This is a genomic window from Pseudomonas sp. SIMBA_068, from assembly GCF_046534705.1.
Classification (GTDB): Bacteria; Pseudomonadota; Gammaproteobacteria; order Pseudomonadales; family Pseudomonadaceae; genus Aquipseudomonas; species Aquipseudomonas putida.
The window spans coordinates 1-242 of record NZ_JAWRYI010001426.1 but is presented as its reverse complement, the minus strand read 5'-3'; the positions used below and the strand labels follow the sequence as shown (position 1 = coordinate 242).

The following is a 242-nucleotide window of genomic DNA, read 5'->3' as shown; positions in this document are numbered from 1 at the left end:
GCGTGGTCGAACCGTTGATATGCGCCTTACTGGTAAAGCGATTACCGTTGATTTCAGTCTGCACCGGCAGGGATTTATGCACCTGATATTCCGATTCGCCGGAGGTCAGCAGATCCCAGGTGGCGCGCACTTTGCCAAAGGTGACTTTCAGGCCATCACGGGTGGCGCTGATTTTGCGCTGATAGTCAGGGTATTCGCCAGCAATGGTTTTATCGGAAAGCGGTTTCCCTTCTTTCGCTTCC

Annotated in this window: 1 protein-coding gene; it reads right to left on the bottom strand. The window is 53.3% G+C overall.

What is annotated here, in order from left to right:
* The coding region (locus SB756_RS34325) for a hypothetical protein (RefSeq protein ID WP_410913785.1) at positions 1-242 on the bottom strand (242 nt) is incomplete at both ends.